The 18234-nt window shown below is 66.1% G+C and carries 17 protein-coding genes; 9 read left to right on the forward strand and 8 right to left on the reverse strand.

The genetic code is table 11. The features are described 5' to 3' along the window. Positions 1-222: 222 nt before the first annotated feature. Positions 223-459, reverse strand: coding sequence for a transposase (locus R4P95_RS30215; protein WP_317747580.1), 237 nt, complete (start codon positions 457-459; stop codon positions 223-225). 407 nt (positions 460-866) lie between these two features. On the opposite strand from R4P95_RS30215, the gene R4P95_RS30220 reads away from it, so the two are divergent. Then, positions 867-1244 carry a VOC family protein gene (locus tag R4P95_RS30220; protein ID WP_213576340.1) on the forward strand — a complete coding sequence of 126 codons (378 nt, stop codon included), beginning with the start codon at positions 867-869 and terminating at the stop codon, positions 1242-1244. Between the two features lie 4 nt (positions 1245-1248). Here the strand turns inward: R4P95_RS30220 and R4P95_RS30225 are convergent, their stop codons facing one another. The 3 genes from R4P95_RS30225 to R4P95_RS30235 form a co-directional block, all read right to left on the reverse strand. After that, a complete protein-coding gene (locus R4P95_RS30225) occupies positions 1249-2055 on the reverse strand; it encodes an alpha/beta fold hydrolase (RefSeq protein WP_317747597.1) in 807 nt (268 codons plus the stop codon). A gap of 13 nt (positions 2056-2068) precedes the next feature. Beyond that, positions 2069-3649 (reverse strand): ABC-F family ATP-binding cassette domain-containing protein, encoded by a 1581-nt coding sequence (locus tag R4P95_RS30230; protein ID WP_317747579.1) that lies wholly within the window; start codon positions 3647-3649, stop codon positions 2069-2071. Between the two features lie 140 nt (positions 3650-3789). Next, positions 3790-4356, reverse strand: coding sequence for a hypothetical protein (locus tag R4P95_RS30235; protein WP_109333322.1), 567 nt, complete (start codon positions 4354-4356; stop codon positions 3790-3792). Between the two features lie 94 nt (positions 4357-4450). Here R4P95_RS30235 and R4P95_RS30240 point away from each other — a divergent pair, with 94 nt between their 5' ends. The 3 genes from R4P95_RS30240 (at position 4451) to R4P95_RS30250 (ending at position 8855) form a co-directional block, all read left to right on the forward strand. Then, entirely contained in the window at positions 4451-6253 is a 1803-nt protein-coding gene (locus R4P95_RS30240) for a penicillin-binding transpeptidase domain-containing protein (RefSeq protein ID WP_317747578.1), read from the forward strand. Between the two features lie 97 nt (positions 6254-6350). Next, entirely contained in the window at positions 6351-8030 is a 1680-nt protein-coding gene (locus tag R4P95_RS30245) for an NTF2-like N-terminal transpeptidase domain-containing protein (protein WP_317747596.1), read from the forward strand. A gap of 87 nt (positions 8031-8117) precedes the next feature. After that, the gene (locus R4P95_RS30250) at positions 8118-8855 is read left to right on the forward strand and encodes a sulfite exporter TauE/SafE family protein (protein ID WP_159924101.1); all 738 of its coding nucleotides are present in this window, start codon (positions 8118-8120) and stop codon (positions 8853-8855) included. 21 nt (positions 8856-8876) lie between these two features. Here R4P95_RS30250 and R4P95_RS30255 read toward each other — a convergent pair whose 3' ends face one another. Both R4P95_RS30255 and R4P95_RS30260 read right to left on the reverse strand, forming a co-directional pair. Continuing rightward, positions 8877-10349 carry a peptide MFS transporter gene (locus R4P95_RS30255; protein ID WP_109333314.1) on the reverse strand — a complete coding sequence of 491 codons (1473 nt, stop codon included), beginning with the start codon at positions 10347-10349 and terminating at the stop codon, positions 8877-8879. Between the two features lie 60 nt (positions 10350-10409). Then, on the reverse strand, positions 10410-10787 hold the full coding sequence (locus R4P95_RS30260; protein WP_317747577.1) for a DUF3054 domain-containing protein: 378 nt from the start codon (positions 10785-10787) through the stop codon (positions 10410-10412). 546 nt (positions 10788-11333) lie between these two features. Here R4P95_RS30260 and R4P95_RS30265 point away from each other — a divergent pair. After that, positions 11334-11576, forward strand: coding sequence for a MerR family transcriptional regulator (locus tag R4P95_RS30265; protein WP_213577665.1), 243 nt, complete (start codon positions 11334-11336; stop codon positions 11574-11576). Here R4P95_RS30265 and R4P95_RS30270 read toward each other — a convergent pair. Both R4P95_RS30270 and R4P95_RS30275 read right to left on the reverse strand, forming a co-directional pair. Continuing rightward, on the reverse strand, positions 11573-12694 hold the full coding sequence (locus R4P95_RS30270) for a YbhN family protein (protein ID WP_317747576.1): 1122 nt from the start codon (positions 12692-12694) through the stop codon (positions 11573-11575). The two genes, R4P95_RS30265 and R4P95_RS30270, sit on opposite strands and share 4 nt — an antisense overlap. 28 nt (positions 12695-12722) lie before the next feature. After that, positions 12723-14180 carry an adenylate/guanylate cyclase domain-containing protein gene (locus R4P95_RS30275; protein ID WP_213576346.1) on the reverse strand — a complete coding sequence of 486 codons (1458 nt, stop codon included), beginning with the start codon at positions 14178-14180 and terminating at the stop codon, positions 12723-12725. Positions 14181-14424: 244 nt separating this feature from the next. On the opposite strand from R4P95_RS30275, the gene R4P95_RS30280 reads away from it, so the two are divergent. The 4 genes from R4P95_RS30280 to R4P95_RS30295 all read left to right on the forward strand — a co-directional run bounded on the left by R4P95_RS30280 (position 14425) and on the right by R4P95_RS30295 (position 18165). After that, positions 14425-15564 (forward strand): AI-2E family transporter, encoded by a 1140-nt coding sequence (locus R4P95_RS30280; protein WP_249354591.1) that lies wholly within the window; start codon positions 14425-14427, stop codon positions 15562-15564. Beyond that, positions 15561-16769, forward strand: a complete 1209-nt coding sequence (gene macS, locus R4P95_RS30285) for a MacS family sensor histidine kinase (protein ID WP_213576347.1) — start codon at positions 15561-15563, stop codon at positions 16767-16769. Before R4P95_RS30280 ends, macS begins: the two co-directional genes overlap by 4 nt. Continuing rightward, positions 16762-17430, forward strand: coding sequence for a response regulator transcription factor (locus R4P95_RS30290; protein WP_317747575.1), 669 nt, complete (start codon positions 16762-16764; stop codon positions 17428-17430). The genes macS and R4P95_RS30290 overlap by 8 nt, the downstream gene beginning before the upstream one ends. A gap of 72 nt (positions 17431-17502) precedes the next feature. Then, positions 17503-18165, forward strand: a complete 663-nt coding sequence (locus R4P95_RS30295) for a DUF1707 domain-containing protein (protein WP_213576349.1) — start codon at positions 17503-17505, stop codon at positions 18163-18165. Positions 18166-18234 lie beyond the last annotated feature (69 nt).

An 18234-nucleotide genomic window follows, 5' to 3' on the forward strand; every position in this document is an offset into this window, starting at 1 on the left:
CGGGCGAGCCGCCTGGTCATGGTCGCGATCGTTGCGATGTGAACCATGGCCTCGTGGTGGTCGGGTCTGGTTTCGTAGTCTCGCACGCAGCGGCGGTGCTTGTTGATCCACGCGAGACTTCTCTCGATCACCCACACGCGGGATCGGACGTGGAAACCGGTGGGGCCGGGATGCGTTTGATGATTTGCATAGGAAGGGCGAGAACATCTTTCGCCTATGCAGTCAAACGTCCGGGATAACTGCTGAACTGCCCCGCAGTGCGGTCAGGAGTCGGTGCGCGGCGTCGCGGTCCTGGATCGAGGTAGCGGTGACGACGACGGCGAGCAGCAGTCCGTTCACATCCACGGCAGTATGCCGTTTGACGCCGTTCGTTCTCTTGCCGCCCAGCCGCGGCTCGATCGGGGCACGGTATCGGCGGCTGGCACCGTCTGCGAGTCGATGATCGCCGCGGTCGGGCACCGGTCCTGCCCGTCACGCACCCGCAGGCGGTCGCGCAGCGTGTGTCGAGGATGCGCTGCCACGGGCCGCTGTGGGGCCAGCGGGCGAAGACCGCGTACAGGCGTCCCGGCCGGCGGGACCCCATCGGCAGTTGCCGCCAGGCGATACCACCGCGCAACCGTGCCCGCCCGCCGCGTGGGCGGGCACGACGGGGATGGCGGAATCGGCGATGATCTCATTGTGGGCTCCTGGTGTGGTCGGGGATTTGGTACTCACCGGCCCAACCAGGAGCCCGCATTCTTCGATTCTCAGCGAGGCACACGCCCGCGATCGCGAGTTCTCAACACCCTCTGAGGTCGTCGACGCCCCCGGGAACAAATATCGTACGGCGTACGTTATAGGGGTGTCGTCAAGGAAAGGACACCACTGTGAAGGTCACGGCAAGCGCACTGTCACTGAACGTCGCCGACCCGACTGCATCGGCCGATTTCGCCAAGACCCATCTCGGTTTCGTCGAGGACATGGCAGCCGACGGATTCGTGTCGCTGAAACGTGAGGACGTCGGCTTCGGCCTGGTCTTCCTGCGGACAGGACTCGAAACGTTCAAGCCCGCGCACATCGCGGGTGCGGCCGGGCAGGGTCTGCTCATCGCGCTGGTCGTCGACGGCATCGACGCCGAGTACGAGCGGCTGCAGGCAGAGGGTGTACCGATCGTCACGCCCATCGAAACGGAACCCTGGGGTGAGCGCTACTTCCAGATGAGCGACCCGAACGGAGTGATCATCCAGTTGGTGGAGTGGGTGTAGCCGTTCACACCGAAGCGAGGAACGGCTCGACGGCCGCGAGCACTTCGGTGCTCGCGGCCACCGTGCTCGAGTGGTCGAAGCCGGGAAGAATCACCGACGACGCCCCTGGAATGAGGGACGCCGCCCGTTGCGTGTCCCCCAAACGTTCGGCATCCTTGGATCCGACGAACAGCAGCGTCGGGACGGTTATCCGACGTAGCACCCCGTCGTCTACACCCGGTTCGTCACCCGAACGCCGCATGTACGCGGCCAATGCCTTCGCGTCGTTGGCTTTGAATGCCGCACGGGTGCCTGCGTCGATCGGCCAGGAGCGCCGGGCATTCCATCGTTCGAGGAACGCATCCATCCCGTCCCGCTCGAGCACATCGATGCAGCCGGGGAAGAACAATCGATCGAAAGCGCCGGCCTGCGGGAGGCTGCTGCCGCCTCCGATGATCAGACTCTCGAGGCGTTCGGGATTCTGAACCGCCAGTGCCAGCGCGACACGCCCACCGAGCGAATAGCCCAGAACGTGCGCGCTGGGCAGCCCGACCTCATCGAGGACCGCCACGATGTCGGCGCTCATCAAGTCCATCGCATACGAGGCCGGCTCGTGTGGTTTGTCGCTGCGGCCGTGTCCACGGAGGTCGACGAGGATCAACTGGTACCGATCCCGAAGTGCGCGAACGTAACCGAACCCGCGCCAGATGGCATGTGACAGCGCAGTGCCGTGGATGAGGACGAAGGGTTCCCCGTCGCCGACGGTCTCGTACGCGACCCGGATACCGTCGACGGGATTGGTAGCGTGCTTCACCCGCCCAGTGTGCACGATCTTCCCGCCGGTCCTACAGCAGCCCGTCCTCGGTGAGTTCCAGCCGCCGCGACACCCCGATGTCCTCGAGAAAACGACGGTCGTGACTCACCACGATCAGTGCTCCGCGAAAACTGCGGAGCGCCTGCGTGAGATGCGACAGACTCGGGAGGTCGAGGTTGTTCGTCGGCTCGTCCAGCAGTAGCAGGCGGGGTGCAGGTTCGGCCAGCAACATCGTTGCGAGAGCTGCGCGTAACCGTTCGCCGCCCGACAATGCCGAGGCGAGCACGTCGGAGTCGTTCCCGCGGAACAGAAACCGGGCCAACTGTGCGCGAATCTGCTCCTGCGAGGCATGCGGTGCGGCGGCGGCGACATTCTGCGCCACCGTGAGCGTCTCGTCGAAGACGTCGAGCCGTTGTGGCAGGGACTTGAACGGTACGCGCGGTCCCGCTGCCACGATTGCGTCGAGCAGCGTCGTCTTGCCGATACCGTTGCGCCCGATCAATGCGATACGTTCCGGCCCGACGACGTGCAGCGACACCCGTTGTCCGCTGCCGAGTTCCAGGTCCTGCACCGAAATCACGTCCTGGCCCGAATGCACCTCGGTGTCCGGAAGTTCGATGCGGACCTCGCGGTCGTCCCGGACTGCACTCTCCGCTTCCGTCAACGATTCCCTGGCCTCGTCGACCTTCGCGATGTGGTTGTTTCGCAGTTTCCCCGCCGATTCCTGGGCTTGACGCTTCCGCATCCCCATCACGATCTTCGGTTCACGCTTCGTCTCGAACATCTTCTGGCCGTAGCGTTTGCGCCGATCCAGCTTGATCCGCGCCTCGGCGAGCTCTCGTTTCTGCTTCTGTACGTCGCCGCGCGCGTCCCGTACCGCGGCCAATGCGGCTTCCTGCTCCGCCTCCACGATCTCCTGGTAGACGCTGAAGTTGCCGCCGAACATCCGGATGCCGCCGCCGCGCAGCTCCGCGGTGGCGTCCATCAGGTCGAGCAAGTCACGGTCGTGGCTGACCACCAGCATGGCGCCCGAGAACTGCTCGACGACGGAGTAGAGCCTGCGGCGCGAACTTCCGTCCAGATTGTTGGTGGGCTCGTCGAGCAGAAGTATCTCCGGTTCGGTCAGCAGCTTTGCGGTGAGGCCGAGCAGGACCGTTTCACCCCCGGACAATGTGCCGACCGTGCGGTCGAGGTCGCTCGCGGAGCCGAGCACCCGCTCGAGCCCAAGTTTGTGCAGCGTCGAGATCGCGCATTCCTCGATGTCCCAGCGACCCTGGGCAGCGTCGAAGTCCTCGGGGGTGCCCACCCCGGATTCGATCCGGTGCAGCGAGTGGCGAAGATCGGCGATACCGAGGATGCGGTCTACCCGCAGACCGGGATCGAGGGTGATGTCCTGCGGCAGGTAGGCCACCTCACCGCGTGTGACGATCGACCCCCGGTCGGGCTGCAGTACGCCGGCGATCAAGCGAAGGAGGGTGGATTTTCCGGTGCCGTTGAGGCCGACCACGCCGGTACGCCCCGAGCCGAACACGGCGTCGACGCCGTCGAAGACCGGTTCGCCGTCAGGCCACGAAAAAGTGAGATCGGACAGGGACAGATATGACTGGGCCATGAGGTACTCCGAGGTGTGTGCGGATGAAGACTCGCGGAACTACCTCGTCAGGAGCAACGGCCCGTGTCCTTTCGTCTGACGCGCCCTCTGCGCATCGGGTGAGTTCAGGGTAAGGCCCACCCGATGCCGCGGCAATCGAATTAAATCTGCGGGCCGTCCGCGCGCAATTCGTCCACCTTCGCCATCGCCTCGCGCAGTTCGGTGAGCCACTGCTCACTGTGCTTGCCTGCGAGTCGAACCGTCCACATCAGGGCGTCCGAGCGAGATCGCGCCACCCCGGCGTCGACCAGTGTGTCGAGAACCTTGCGTTCGGGCTGGCGAAGTCGAGTCATCACCGGTACGGCGAGGTGAGTGAACAGCGAGCGGCGGCCGTCGAGGGTGACTCCCCACGCCACCTTCCGTCCGTAGCGGAGTTCGGCCTCGTGTGCGATGCGCATTCGGTCGGCGCGAGTGCTCTCGCGGAAGCGTGCGATGCGCCCGTCGACGGCGGCCTCCGAGGCGGAGTCGCCGGACTCGACGGGAGGCAGCTCTCCCACGACGACGATCTCCTCACGGTCGACCTCGACGGTGGCGGGCCCGGTGAACCAGTCGTCGGGCAGTCGGCCGGCGAACCAGTCGGCCGCGTCGCTCGCATCGGGAACATCTGCTTGCTGCCATCCGCCGGGACGACCGAAACGGCGGTCTCCGGGGGCCTGGGCGTTCTTCATGGCGTCCTCCTGGGAGCCTGGGTGCTCTGTCTGTGTGACGAAGCACTGATTACATGATTACACCCTTATCGTCAGGGCCGCCAGCATCTCAGGCATGATCGACTACGTGCGCACCTCAACAGTTCGTCACAGTCCCACCGGCCCCAGGCGTAAGGCCGCCGCCGGCATAGCCGTCCTCGTGATGACGTTGTCCGCCTGCGGCCTCTTCGGACCGGATCAGCCGGACACCGTCAGCCAGGAGTTCGTCGATGCTCTGAATGCCGACGACGTCCAGGCAGCCGCGGCCCTCACCACCGACCCCGCCGCCGCATCGGCGGCCATCACCGCCCTCTACGACGGGCTGGGCAACAAGGACGGAACCTTCGCCCGTACCGAAGTGCAGGAGTCGGGCGACGACGCCGGAACCTTCACGATGGAGGTCACCTGGCCCTTCGCCGATGGTCAGGAGTGGAAGTACAGCACGAGTGGCAACGCGGCGAAGCAGGGTGACGACTGGAAGATCACCTGGGACCCGGCCGTGCTTGCGCCCGGGCTCACGGAAGACACGACCGTTCGCTACACACCGACGACCGGGCGGCCGCCGAAGGTGCTGTCGTCGTCGGGCGCGCCGATTCTCACGGAGCAAGTGGTCACTCTGGTGAACCTGGACCAGGGTGCGGACACCGCCGCAGTCGCAGCGCTGCTGGCCCCCCTCGCACCCACGATCACCCCGGCGTCACTGCAGAAGGATGTGGCCGATGCCCAGGGCAAACCCGTCACCGCGATCAGCCTGCGTGCGGAGGATCTGGCGCCCATCGAGGCGCAACTGACTGCACTTCCGGGGGTGACGCTCGTCCCGCAGGCGCGACTGCTGAGCACCGACAAGGCACTCGCATCCCCGACGCTGTCCGGACTCGCCGACCTGTGGCAACAGGGGCAGGACGCGTCCGCCGGGTGGGCCGTCCAGTTGGTCTCAGCCGACGGCTCGGCGGAGAGCATCGCGGGGGAGGACGGCCCCGTCGCCCCAGACATCACGACCACCCTCGACCTCCCGATGCAGGCGGCGGCCGAGCGGGCTCTGGCGGACATGCCGCAGCAAGCCGCGATCGTCGCCCTGCGCCCGTCCACCGGTGCCGTGCTGGCGGTCGCGCAGAACGCTCCCGCCGACGCGCTCGGCCCGATCGCGCTCACCGGCCTGTACCCGCCGGGGTCCACCTTCAAGACGGTCACGACGTCGGCTGCCCTGCAGGCCGGATCCGCCACCATCGACACGGTGCTGCCCTGCCCGGGAACCGAGAACATCGAGGGCAGACAGATACCCAATGACGACCAATTCGACCTGGGTCAGGTCCCGCTGCACACAGCCTTCGCCCGATCGTGCAATACCACGATGGGCCGGTTGGCTGTGGGGCTTCCGGCCGATGCCTTGCAGAACGCGGCCCTGCAGTTCGGACTCGGGGTGGATTATGTGACACCGGGTTTGACAACCGTGACCGGCAACGTACCCATCGCCGACAGCTCGGCGGCCCGTGTCGAATCGGCGATCGGTCAGGGTCAGGTTACGGCGTCCCCCTTCGGAATGGCATTGGTCGCGGCATCGATCGCTCACGGCTCCACGCCGGCGCCCATGATCGTGACGGGGCAACCGGGCACTGCCGATCGGTCGGCCCCGCCGGTGCCTGCCGAGGTGACCGCGGATCTGCGGACTATGATGCGTGAAACTGTGACCGGCGGTACCGCTACTGCGCTGCAGGACATTCCGGGACTGCTCGGAAAAACCGGCACGGCGGAGTCCGGTAACGGTCCGGCACACGGCTGGTTCGTCGGAATCAAGGACGATCTCGCATTTGCCGTATTTGTCGCCACAGGAGACAGCTCGGCCCCTGCTGTGCAGGCCGCGGGGCGTTTTCTGCGCTAAACCGGTTCGCTGGTCGTGCTCGGCGAGATAAGTTGTGGCTCAACCGTAACTCCTTCGTAGGCAAGTTGTGCTTGTTACGCATGTGACTGAAAGCAAGATGGTGGACATGGGGAATGGACGATCGCTTGGACGCCGCAACAAATACGTGATCGCCCTCGTAACGGCTGTGATATCAGCGGTCGTTCTGGCGTCCTGCGTGATGTCGTCAGAGGAGGCCGACGCCAAGTCGGTCGTCGCCTCCTTCGTCGAAGCGCTGAACGAGCGCGATGCCGCTGCCGCTGCCGCACACACCTCGTATCCCAACGCCGCAGAGTCGGCGATTCAGCAGATGTTCGACGGCTTGAAACCCGAGGACGCCCAGTTCGACCTCACCCAGTTCATGGACCTCGGTTCCGACTCCGGGTTCTTCACCGTCGGTGCCGCGTGGAACTTCGGCGAGGGCAAGGACTGGAGCTATCAGGTGCAGGGCGGCGTGCGGCATCTGTCGGTGGGCTGGCGCATCTCGTGGGATCCGTCGATCCTCGCGCCCGACCTCGGTAACGGGCGTGTCGTCCGCTACGACCGGACGGACGCCGCTCCGCCCAGGATTTTCGACGCCGCCGGTGCGCTGCTGATGAACGAGCAGACCATCAATGCGATCACCTTGGATCCGGCCACGATGGCGGATCCCGTCGCGACCACCCGCCGCCTGGCCGAAGTCCTCGAACCGGTGGCTCCGCTGGTGACGGCAGACACGATGATGGCCGATCTCGCCCAGAAACCGGGAGAGCAGGTCACCGCAGTCCTCCTGCGCGATCAGGACTACCTGTACCTGGAGGAGGACTTGAACATCCCCGGGGTCGTGGTGATCAAGACACCGAAACTGATCACAGCGGATCGCCGCATCACCACTCCGCTACTCGACCCGCTGCGGAAGGTGTGGCAAGCGAACCGTGACGCCACCGCCGGCTGGGCCGTCCACCTCGTCGATCCCGACGGCACGCTGATCCCGCAGGCGGGATTCCAGGGCCCACCCGGACCCGACATCGTCGCCACCATGGATTCGCGGCTGCAGCTGGCTGCAGAGGAAGCGGTGGTCAGTGTGGGCACCCCGGCCTCGATCATCGCGATCCAGCCGTCCACAGGGGCCGTTCTCGCCGCCGCGCAGAACAACCAGGCGATGGAGCAGGGGCCGATCACCTTCCAGGGTCTCTACCCGGCCGGGTCGAACCTCGACCTGATCAAGAAGGCCGCCGGACTGCAGAAGGGCGTCGACCCGTCGTCGCTGTCGATGGAGGACATCGCGAAGGCAGGGAACCAATTCGGACTCGGGATGAACTACAACGTTCCGGGGCTCGACCACCAGACCGCGGTGTTCACTGCCGACCAATCGGGAATGAACCAAGTGATGAACCGCAAGAACGAGGACCTGCCCGCCGTGACACCGTTCGGAATGGCGATGGTGGCGGCGTCGGTCGCCCGGGGCAGTGCGCCCGCACCGATGATCGTGCAGGGTCAGCCGGGGACCACCGAGGTGGCGGCGCAGCCGCTTCCCGCGAACGTCACCGATCAGCTGCGTGCAATGATGCGGGACAACGTGGTGCGCGGCGGCGCTTCTCTGCTGAACGGCTACCCCGACCTCATCGGCATGAACGGGGCCAGCGGCGATGACCGCTGGTTCTACGGATCCCGCGGAGACCTCGCCTTCGCGGTTCTCGTTGCCGACGCGGACGGTGGCGACCGCGCCGTGAAGATGACCGACATGCTGTTCCGGGAAATGGCCAAGCCGGCGAGCTGACCCCTGCGCCCACCGGCGACGTACGGCGGCGCCGAAGGAGCGCGGCGGCGCTGAAGGAGCAAGTACGCAAGGGTAAGTTTTTCACCTGTGCCCCTGCTCGATATCGGTCTACTCGTCGTCGCGGGGTTCTTCGCGGGACTGGTCGGCTTCGTCACCGGACTGGCCTCCATCGTGTCGTACCCGGCCCTGCTCGCAGCGGGACTGCCGCCCGTCACCGCGAACGTCACCAACACCGTTGCGATGGTGGCCGTCGGCGTCGGCGCGCTCTCCAACTCGACGCGCGAGGTGGCGGACACGGGCCCGAAGCTGTGGCGCTGGGTGCTGGCGTCCGCTGCCGGTGGAATAGTCGGGGCAGCGATCCTCCTGGGCGCCCCCGAGGGTTCCTTCGAGGCCGTCGTGCCGTTCATGGTGGCGTTCGCCGCGCTTGCCCTGCTCTTGCAGCCGCGGATCCGCGCGTTCGCAGGGGAGCGCGACCTGCCCCGTACCTACATGCTGTCCCTGTTCGTCGTCGCAATCTACGGCGGCTATTTCGGCGCGGGAGCCGGCGTGATCTTCCTGGCGAGCGCGTTGATCCTCACGTCCGAGACGATCTGGCGCGCCACCATCTTGAAAAGCTTCCTTTTGGGTATCGCGAACCTCGTGGCGGCTCTCGGCTTCGCGGTGTTCGGACCCGTTCACTGGGGCGCCGCTGCGGCGATGGCGATCGGTGCCCTTGCCGGGGGTTGGTGCGGTCCGCCGGTGGTCAAGCGGATTCCACCGTCGATACTCCGTGTCGTGATCGCGGTGGCGGGGTTCGGCCTCGCCGGGTGGCTGTGGATGCGGTGAGCGGACGACCACGAACAGGGGTCAATGCACTCCCTTCATCAGACGCTTGATCCACGGTGAGCCGACCGCCAGCAGCACGCCCACCGCGATGGACCCGAGGCCGATAGCGGTGAAGTAGGGAACCTCGTTGTTCTCGTTGTAGAAACCGGCCAACGTGCCCGCCATCGCGGTACCCAGCGCCACGGACAGGAAGAACAGGGCAACCATCTGCGTGTGGAAAGCCTCCGGCGCGAGCTTGGTCGACAGCGACAACCCGACCGGCGACAGGAGCAGTTCCGCGAAGGTGAACAGCAGGAGAATGCCACACAGGCCGAGGAGTGGAGCGCTGTTGGCGCCACCACCGGACATCGGAATGAACGCCAGAAACGCCAGCCCCATGATCATCGTGCCCATCGCGAACTTGACGGGGGAGGACGGCTGGCGCGGCCCGAGCTTCGTCCATGCGGCGGCGAACACGCCCGCGAAAATGATGATGAAGACCGGGTTGATCGATTGCACCCAGGAGGGCGGGAAGTCCCATCCGAACAGGTTGCGGTCGAGTCGCTTGTCGGAGTAGACCGCGACGGTGGTGAACTGCTGCTGGAACAGCGACCAGAAGACGGCACTCGCGATGAACATCGGAATGAACGCGTAGACCCGGCTCCGCTCGATCGCGGTGATGCGGCGACTCGACAGGATGATGGCGAAGTAGCCGATGGCCGCGACGACAGTGAGCGCCACGACGACATCCGACATGTTGCTCGTGGTGACCAGACCGGTCAGGCACGCCGCGGCGATCACGATCACTGCCGCGGCGGCGATGGCGATCCACTTGGTGCGCTGGTCCGACGGAAGCGGGTTGGGGGCGGTCGCACCGATGCCGCGCAGATGTTTGCGGCCCAGCGTGTATTGAACCAGGCCGAACGCCATACCGACGGCGGCGAGGGCGAACCCGGCGTGGAAGCCCATGGTGTCCTGCGCCCAGCCGGTCAGCAGGGGACCGACGAGAGCGCCGAGGTTGATACCCATGTAGAAGATGGAGAACCCGGCGTCGCGGCGCTCGTCGTGCTCGTCGTAGAGGTCGCCGACCAGCGAGGTCGCGTTCGCCTTCAGACCGCCACTGCCGAACGCCACGCAGACGAGTCCGACCCCCACACCCCACAGGCCCGGGAAAACGGCCAGTGCGATGTGCCCGAGCATGACGAGTACCGCGCTGTAGAACAGGGTGCGCTCGGAGCCCAGGAGCCGGTCGGCGATCCACGCTCCGAGGATCGTCGAGAGGTACACCGTGCCGCCGTAGGCGCCGACGATGCTGGTGGCCGAGGCCTCGGAGATTCCGAGGCCGCCGTCGGCTGCCGAGTAGTAGAGGTAGTAGATCAGGATGCCCTGCATCCCGTAGAACGAGAACCTCTCCCACATCTCCACGCCGAACAGGTTCGCGAGGGCAAACGGCTGGCCGAAGAAACCGGTGTCGGCTCGCTTTTCGTCCTGCCGCGGATCGACGGTGTCACTCATGCAACGACTGTCCCACTTCGCACGTCGGTTCGGGCGGCGACGCGGCGGATCCGCTGCCGATCAGCTGGGTGTGCGTACCTTCGTGACGGCTCTCGCGACCGCACGCCAGCCGAGAAGGAACACCGCCAGAACAGTGCCCGCCACCAGGATGAAACTGAATGCCGTGCCCTGACCGCTGACGACGCGGAGCAGCATGCCGACCACCAGCGTCGAGAACCACACCAGCAGCCCCGTCGGCACGATCAACACGGCGTCGAACTTGTCGCGGTACAGCGCTACGGTCCCGAGCCAGCCGACGGCGAGGCCGCTGAGGAATGGCCACGCCGTGATGGCGAGTCCCGTCAGCGCGTTGGCTTCGTCGTGGCTCCGGCGGCCGATGGCGCAGAAGACGACCACGAGCACGACATCGACGACGAGTGCGGGAAGGAACTTCTTCACCCGGTCAGCGTAATGCGGCGGCACATGCGACCCACGGGCACGGCCGACTCTTGTTCTTGTGGAGGATGCGCAGCATCCGGGGACGACGTGGACCGTGCTGACCATCTCCTCGAAATCTCCAGCCGAGACTGTAGACTTTTGGCAGCGACGGTTCTAAAGTATTGATCGTCAACAGAGGGAATCAACTAGCGGGGTAGCCGACGGGCTACCGAGGAAAGACGAAGGCACGGGGCGGAGCCGGAAGGACGAAGAGGTGGCTCCGCCCCCCGAACACCCGGCGTGAGAAGGAGAAGGTCAGCTACTCACGCTGTTCACAAGAAGTCGAGGTGAGAGGCGGGTGTTGCGTATCCATCATCAGGATCCGTATGCAATGAATGTCTTGTCCTTGTGCCGGCCGCGGCCGGTGCAGCTATAACCCCTTCGGACCCCGGCGCGAGCTCGCGCCGGGGTCCCTTACAACGCAACGAAGGGCTCGACGCAGGAACTGTGGATAACTCCACCGGCACCACCAATGAACTCGACAACGACGACTACCCCGCATACACCATGGGGCGCGCCGCCGATCTTCTCGGTGTCACCGCAGCGTTTCTTCGGAGTCTCGACGACATGGGATTGCTGGTGGCGTACCGCTCGGAGGGAGGGCATCGCCGCTATTCGCGGCGTCAGCTTCGGCTTGCCGCCCGCGTCCGGGAGCTCGTGGACAGCGGCACAGCAGTCGAAGCGGCCTGCCGCATCATCTCGCTCGAAGATCAGCTCGCCGAGGCTCGGCGCGAAAATACCAGCCGCTAGGCAGTGTCGGCTTCGCCGGTGCTGTGCGGGGTGTGTTCCGCCCCTGGCTGCTCCCGGCGTTCGAACTCGAGGTCCATCTCCAGGTCCTCATGCTGGTTGTGGCGGAAGAGAATGAGGAAGACGATCCACCCGATCAGGGCCACGAGAATGTAACTGACCATGCGGTAGACGAAGACGGCTGCGAGCGCCTGCGACGCCGTCGTTCCCGCCGCCGTCAGGGTGGCGATCAAGGTGCCGTCGACGAACCCGAGTCCCCCCGGTGCCAGCGGAATACTGGCAACCGCCTTGGCGGCAGCGAACGCGATGAGCAAACCGGCGAACGAGGGTTCGGCGCCGACGGCCCAGCAGGCGAACCCCAGGCAGGCCACATCGGCGAGGCGGTGCACCGCCGACCACCCGAAGGCGGCGAGGGAATCGCGCCGGCCCAGCTCCACCGAATCGAGCTGGCTGAGGATCTCCTTCCAGCGCTCGACGCCGGTTTCCGGGGGGTTCTTACGGAATCTGTTGTACCGAGTGAGAACCCGATGTCCCGTCGACTCGATGCAGCCGGGGTTACGGGATATGTATCGCAAGCCGTAGAACAGGGCGAATGCGGCGATCAGTGACAGCACCAGGGTGATGGGGCTGACTCTGGTTCCGACGGCAAACGCGCCGGCCACGCCTAGGAACGCGAGGCTGCCTGCGGCGATCACCCCCGAGATCGCGAGCTGCCACGATGCGACGACCGGCGTCGCGCCCCACTTGCGGGTCTGCTTGTAGGTGAACGCGGTGGAGAAGACCTGGCCTGCCGGCAGGCTGACGGCCATCGCAGTGCTCGCGTAGATGACGGACACGGACTTCAACTGGGAGACGACGACGCCTCCGGCTCGCAGTAACCGCTGCTGGACGGCGCCGTAGCCGCTCAGCGACACCGCCTGCGCCGCGATGCAGGCAGCGACCCATCCCCAGTGGATTTCGGTGAGTGCTTTCCACGAATCGCTGAGGGTCGGCCACAAGTAGATGCCCTCGATGGTCAGGAGGGCGAGCAGCCCGGCCCCGAGCAGCCATTTGATCCACCAGAATCGACTTCGCTGCCGAGGAGGCTCGGCAGTGGGCGGGTCGGAACGAGGCAGGGCCACATCCCAAGCGTAACCAACGGGTAGCGGATTACTCCGGATAGTCCTCCGGCCAAGCCAGATGGGTGTTGCGACGACGCCCACGTAACTGCACCTGTTCGCCCAGCTCCCAGTGCGCCTGCTCCTCCTCGTCGGCGAAGTACAGCGCGCTGGTGGACGCCAGGACGCGGCTTGGATGGAGCTTGGCGAGCTCGGTGAGGCGCGACGCCTCGTTGACGGGGTCGCCGATCACGGTGTACTCGAATCTTTCTGCGGCACCGATATTTCCGGCGACGGCCAGGCCCGCGGACACGCCGATGCCGATGTCGAGACCGGTGATCTCGTGGAGAGCGAACCTCAGCTCCCGCGCGGCGGCCAGTGCGGCGGTCGGGGCGTCGGGGCGGTCGAGCGGGGCGCCGAAGATTGCGAGAGCCGCGTCACCCATGAACTTGTTGACGAATCCGTGGTGTCGGTCGATCACATCGACGACGACGCGGAAGAACTCGTTGAGCAGATTCACCACCTCGCCGGGCGGACGTTCGGCCGCCGCACCGGTGGACCCGACCATGTCGACGAACAGAACGGCCACGAACCTCGTCTCGCCGCCGAGTTCGGTGCCGAACTGGAGTGCTCGCCGTGCCACGTCCTCACCGACATGCTGACCGAACAGTTCACGCAGCAGTCGCCGCTCGTCGGACTCGCGCATCATCCGGTTGAACCCGACCTGCAGCCGTCCGATCTCGCTTCCGTCGAACACTTCCACCCGCACGTCGGTGGCGCCGCGCTGGACCCGTTCGATGGCCCGCCGCAACTGCTTGATGGGGTCGGAGATCTGGCTGGCGGTCAGCATCGACAGTGCGAAGGCCTGTGCGATCGCGATGATCGACAGCAGCATGATCGCCCAGGCGAGTGCGTTGGGGGAGAACACGAGGTCGGTGGTCAACTGCGTGACGCAGAGCAGGATGATGCCGATGACGGGCATCAATGTGCCCAGGCCCCAGGTCATCGCCAGGCGGGTGCCGACCCCGGGGGCCATGGTCCGGTCGAATTCCCCCTCGCTGAGGGCGCGCGCCGCCACCGGGCGCAGAATGCGTTCCCCGAGCATGTAGGTGAAGCCGAACGTGGTGGTCGCGGCCATGCACACCGTGACGATCACCGCGACCGCGAGTTCGGGCATCTCGGTGATGGTGAGCAGCACGAAGATGATGCCGCCGAGTATCCACAGGACCAGATGCACGATCGCCTGCCGTAGCGGTGCGTGCAGCGCCGACATCTGTTCACTGCGGGTGGGCGGGCCGCCGCGTAATTGCCAGCGGATGACGGACCGCAGCATCATCGCTGCCGCAGCGAGACTCACCACCGCGGCGAAGGCCAGGTAGCCGCCGAAGATCGCGACGTTGCGCACCCGGTCGGCGATGATGGCCTGCGACTCGGGGATCGGCACGCCATAGCGCACAAACGCGAAAACCAGGATGGCGCCGATGAAATTGGCGAGGAGCATCGAGACCATATAGAGCGGCCACCTGCTGCGAACCGTCGCCGCGATCGCTCTATATGATTTCCGCACGCCGTTCAATTTAGCGGTGGGCAAGTTCGGGAGCGCAGGACACATCCCCTATTGGGTCTGGACACGCCTGATTCGGGCGCGAACTCCCCGGCAACCTGGTGAAGCTCGATACGCTCCGCAGGTGAACTCGAACGAGGGCTCGGCACCGGTGACCGCAGCGGAACGTAGGCACCGTGCCTCCGCGTCCGTGCATCCGGTCGTGCGGGTGGCGGCGGAGTGGACGTGGCGCCTGCTCGTCATCTTTGCCGGGCTGCTGACTCTCGGCTACATCGTCGCCAGGCTCGACACCGTGCTCATTCCCGTGGGGCTCGCACTGCTTGCCTCGGCTCTCCTCGTGCCACTCGTGGACTGGCTGCAGGAGAAGGGTGTGCCCCGATCGGCGGCGGTGGTGGTAATCCTGGTCGTGTCCATAGGCGTCGTCGCCGGGATCATGACGTTCGTGGTCGAACAGTTCGTCGCGGGTCTTCCCGGGCTGACCGCCCAGTTCGAGGCGAGCATCGACCAGATTCAGAACTGGTTCACCAATGGGCCGTTCCACTTCAGCGAGGATCAGATCCACCAGGCCGGCGACTCCGTGGTCAAGTCGATCCAGGACAACCGCGAGCAGCTCACCAGCGGTGCGCTGACCACGGCCACCGTCATCGGGGAGATCTTCACCGGGGCACTGCTGACCCTGTTCACTCTCATCTTCTTCCTCTACGGCGGAAGCCAGATCTGGGAGTTCGTCACCCGGCTCGTGCCTGCTGCTTCCCGCCCGCGCGTTCGGCTGGCCGGAAGCCAGGGGTTCGGCTCGCTCATCGGTTACGTCCGCGCCACCGTTGCGGTCGCAGCCGCCGACGCCATCGGCATCGGTGCGGGACTCGCCATCCTCGGGGTGCCTCTCGCACTTCCCCTGGCGTCGCTGGTCTTCATCGGTGCGTTCATCCCGATCGTCGGCGCGTTCCTCACCGGCTTTCTCGCTGTCCTCGTCGCCCTCGTCACCAAAGGCTTCCTCACCGCACTGATCGTGCTGGGCATCATCATCGGCGTGATGCAGCTCGAGGCCCACGTGCTGCAACCGCTGTTGCTCGGTCGCGCCGTCCGGCTGCATCCCCTCGCGGTGGTTCTCGCGATCACGACCGGAATCGTGCTCGCTGGGATCGTCGGCGGGCTACTCGCCGTTCCCATCGTCGCCGTGCTCAACACGGCGGTCCGTTCGCTGCTGTCCGGGGACCCCGAGGCCACGTTCGATGCGATCGAGGTCGACGATCCCGCCGTTCCGCTCTATCCGGCAGAACCTGACGAACCGGATGAACCGCAACACTCTCGATCCGACAGTTCCCCATGACCGACGACCATGAGCGCCGCACTCGGCTGCACTACCGGCCGACTGTGCGAGCCGCCGCGGAGCGAGACACCCAGCCGGATGCACCGCTGTGGCGTGCGGCGCAGGCGTTCCGGCTGGTCACCCTGGTGTATGCAATCAGCTACCAGTTCGTGTCCGTTCAGTACTACTCCCATCAACGGCTGAGCTGGTTCTTCGTTGCGCTGATGGCGGTGTGGTCGGGAGTCTCGGCGGTGCTGCTCTCGCACGGGAAGATCCCGCGCTATCAGATCGTCATCGCGGACCAACTCGTCGTCATCGCCTTGATGGCGTCGACGAGACTCGTGTCCGACCCCGACTGGTATCAGCACCACCAGACTCTGCCGACGACGTTGTGGGTCACCAACGCGGTGATCTCGGCCGCTGTCTTCGGCGGGCCGTGGCTGGGGATGGCATCGGGCGTCCTGATGGCGACTGTGAGCGCGGTGGTGCGCGACCAGGTCAACCTCGATTTGTGGCGTGACGCCACGGCGCCTGTGCTGGTGTCGGTCGGACTTGCTCTCGGCCTGGCCACCACGACGGCGAGACGGGCGCAGACCCAGCTGGAACGGGCCGTACGGCTGGCAGCGGCGACGGAGGAACGCGAACGCCTCGCCCGCGAAGTCCACGACGGGGTTCTCCAGGTACTTGCCCTCGTTCGTCGGCGCGGAAACGAAATCGGTGGTCCCGCAGCCGAGCTCGCGGACCTGGCGGGGGAGCAGGAGGTGGCGCTGCGCATGCTGATCTCCGAACAGGGCGCCGGGGTGACCGCAGACCTGGGCGGCGCGGCGATCGACCTGCGGCTCCTCCTGAGCACCCGGGCCAGCACCACGGTGTCGGTGTCGACGCCGGCCGATCCGGTGACGATAGAGCGGGGAAGGGCCACGGAACTGGCCGCGATTGTCGACACGGCGCTGTCCAATGTGGTGCAGCATGCCGGGGCCGGCGCCAGGGCTTACGTGCTGCTCGAAGATCTCGGGGACGACGTGATCGTCAGCGTGCGCGACGACGGCGCCGGGATCGCCCCCGGCAGGCTGGCCGAGGCGGAAGCCGAAGGACGCATGGGAATATCGAAGTCGATCCTGGGGCGGGTCCGAGTACTCGGCGGAACTGCCGAACTCGACACCGAACCCGGGCAGGGCACCGAATGGGAGATCCGCGTGCCGAAAGGAGAGGACCGGGATGGATGAGGAGCAGGCCGGTGGTCAGATCACGGTGATGGTGGTCGACGATCACCCGATGTGGCGGGACGCCGTCGCCCGGGACCTCGAGGGCGCCGGGTTCACCGTCGTCGCGACGGCTGACGGCGTCGCCGCCGCAGGCCGCCGCGCCGCCGCAGCGCGCCCGGACGTCGTACTCATGGACATGCAGCTGCCCGACGGAAACGGGGCGACCGCCACCGCTGCGGTACTCGAGGTGTCGCCCGACAGCCGGGTCCTCGTGCTGTCGGCGTCGTCGGAACGCGACGACGTCCTCGACGCCGTGAAGGCGGGTGCATCCGGGTACCTCGTGAAGAGCGCGTCGGTGGAGGAGCTGCGGGAGGCGGTGCGAGCCACCGCCGCCGGGCAGGCCGTCTTCACACCGGGCCTCGCCGGCCTGGTTCTCGGCGAGTATCGCCGGATGTCGAGTGCGCCCGCCGATGAGCGGGGACCCGCGATTCCGAAGCTCACCGAGCGGGAGACGGAGGTCCTGCGTTTCGTCGCGAAAGGATTGAGCGCCAAGCAGATCGCAACCAAGTTGTCGCTCAGTCACCGCACCGTCGAGAACCACGTGCAGGCCACCTTGCGCAAGCTGCAATTGGCCAACCGCGTCGAACTGACCCGGTACGCCATTGAGCAGGGCCTCGAGTAGCCGTGAGTACTTGTTGACAACGCGTTGTTAACAAGTACTCACGGGCGGCGGAGGCGCACTAGCCTGGTCGGCATGGAGGCACGGGATCTACGCGTATCCGATGCGGAGCGCGAACACGTCGGTGAACTGCTGCAGCGAGCAGTCGGCCAGGGGATGCTGTCGCTGGGGGAGTTCACAGAACGAATGGACACGGCGCTGGCCGCGAAAACGCGCGGCGAACTCAACGCCGTCCTCGTCGACCTGCCGGGAATTCAGCTGATCTCGGAGTTCGTCCCGCCCCCGTATCCCGACCGGCCGTACGCCGCGCGGCCGGTCCCACCCTCGCCGGCACCTGCACCGTCGGTAGGCCACCACGTGTCCGTGCCGCCGCCCGGTGAGATCATCCGGGGTCGGATGTCCTCCATCACCCGCACCGGTTCGTGGAGTGTGCCGGCGTCCCTGAAAGTGGACACCCGGGTGTCGAGCGTGAATCTCGACTTCACCCGCGCAGTCATGGCGACCCAGGTGGTGTACCTCGATGTCGACGACTACGCGAGCTCGCTCACCCTGATCGTCCCCGCCGAGGCGACCGTCGATCTCAACGGGATAGAGACAGTGGGCGGCAGCGCCACCAACAAGGTGCGCAGCGGCCCGCCCATCGGCCCCCTGCACCTGGTGGTGCGCGGCAAAGTCCGGTTCGGCACAGTCACGGCCCGGCATCCGTTCGGCACCTCGCTCCGCAACATGTTCCAGTAAGCGGGTTCGTCGAAACCCCCACCCCGCTCGAGTAGGTCTACTCATGTGCGGACGGACTGGTCGCCGGAC

It is taken from the genome of Rhodococcus sp. IEGM 27 (assembly GCF_033142305.1).
GTDB classification, from domain to species: Bacteria; Actinomycetota; Actinomycetes; order Mycobacteriales; family Mycobacteriaceae; genus Rhodococcus_F; species Rhodococcus_F oxybenzonivorans.